The following is a 1740-nucleotide window of genomic DNA, read 5'->3' on the forward strand; positions in this document are numbered from 1 at the left end:
CGCCATTGTCACCCACCAGGCCGATCGGCCCACGGGCAGGTTGCCCCGACATCACCGACCGCCCACCCGGTGAACCTTCCCGGTCACAGCACTAGGGTCAGAGGCCGAGGGCCGGCCCGCGCAGAGTGCCGTCTGGACGGCGACCTTCATGTCGTCGTCCTGCGCGTCCGATCCCCCCGGGTCGAGGTTCGCCATGGCCGTGGCCTGCCTGCCGTCGACCGTGGCACCGCCCACGGTCTGGTACCCGAAGATGTCGCCATCGTGCCCCCAGTAGAGGCCGCCGCCGCACGGCAGGGGCCGGCTCGCCAGGCCGAGGCCGTAGGCCGCGCCGTCGCGGTCGCCGGTCGGCCGGGTCGTCATCATCTCCTTGAGTTGGGCCGGGCGCAGCAGCCTGCCGCGTACGAGGGCGTCCAGGAACCGGTTGAGGTCGCTGCCGCTGGAGATCATCTCGCCGGAGGCGCCCGCCATCGACGGGTTGATCGCGGTGAGGTCCATGAGCGGCGCGTCCTCGCCCGGCCGTACGTATCCGCGCGGGTGCGGTCCGGGGATCGCCGTGGAGTCACCCGGCACTGACGTCTCGCGCAGGCCGAGCGGTGTAATAATGCGCCGGCGGATCTCCTCGCCGTAGGTGTGGCCGGCCACCTTCTCGATGAGCATGCCGGCCACCAGGTAGTTCGTGTTGGAGTAGCGCCAGCCGGTGCCGGGCTTCCGGAAGGTCGGGGGATGGGCGAGCGCGATGTTCACCAGGTCGCGGGTGTCGTGGTGGGCCAGTGGGTCCTTGAGGATCTCCGGCGGGCTGAGGTAGGTGAGGTAGTCGGGCAGGCCGCTGGTGTGCTGCAGCAGCTGACGGACCGTGATCCGCCGCCCGTTGTTGCCGTGCCCGCGGATGACGCCGGGCAGGTAGCGCTCCACCGGCGCGTCCAGGTCGACGCGGTGTTCCCCCACCAGCTGGAGCACGACCGTCGCAACGAACGGCTTGGTCATGCTGCCGATCCGGAACCTGCTGTCGCGCCGCACCGGCGCATGGCTGTTCACGTCCGCGACGCCGCTGGTCAGCACCGAGCTGCCGAGCTGGTTCCGTGCCTCGACCAGCGCTCCGGGCGCGCCGTCGACGGTGGTCAGCCGGTGCAGAATCGCGCGCAGCCGAGCATCGTCGCCGGCGTTGGCCGACTGTGACGCGGTGGGTCGGGGCGCGGTCGCCGCGGTGGCGGGGTTGCCCGGTAACACGCTTCCTGCGACGCCGACCGCCACGGCCAGTGTGAGTGCTCCACCCAGGGCACGCTTGCGCTTGATCATGTGTTCTTCCTTCGTCGTAGCCGGCAGGATCACCGCGGCTTGCGGTGGCCTGTTGCGGAGCTGTCTTCAAATTCCGCCCTCTCCGCGGTACTTCACGATGCCCGTACGGCGGTGGCCGACGCGATGGGGTGGTCATCCGGATCGGTGGTGGGGGTACCCCCCGGTTACGATCAGCGGAGTGGGGCGTTCATTCGGCGAGGAAGCGGTGGATGAGCGGCACCAGCTCCTTCTCGTGGGTGAGCAGTACCAGGCGGCGAGAGGGCGTGCCGGGCGTCACGACGGGGCGAACGATGCCTGCCGCGGCACTAGTAGGGCTTTGTTAGGTCCTGTGGTGGGGGTCGGGTGTTGGTGCGGGTTGGCCGCATATCGAGCAGGCGCCGGTCCAGGTGGCCAGGAGGGCCTGGAGTTCGCGGAGGACCGCGTAGAGGGTCAGGCCGGCGCAGG

1 protein-coding gene is annotated in these 1740 nt (G+C 70.3%); it reads right to left on the reverse strand.

The window, feature by feature from the left end; genetic code table 11:
* Nucleotides 1–51: 51 nt before the first annotated feature.
* Nucleotides 52–1296 carry a serine hydrolase domain-containing protein gene (locus ACWD6R_RS40450; protein ID WP_451823321.1) on the reverse strand — a complete coding sequence of 415 codons (1245 nt, stop codon included), beginning with the start codon at nt 1294–1296 and terminating at the stop codon, nt 52–54.
* Nucleotides 1297–1740: the final 444 nt, after the last annotated feature.

The organism is Streptomyces sp. NPDC005151 (assembly GCF_053599875.1).

Coding starts and splice junctions, on each gene's coding strand:
- ACWD6R_RS40450 (WP_451823321.1), bottom strand. CDS start 1,296: ATGATCAAGCGCAAGCGTGCCCTGGGTGGAGCACTCACACTGGCCGTG.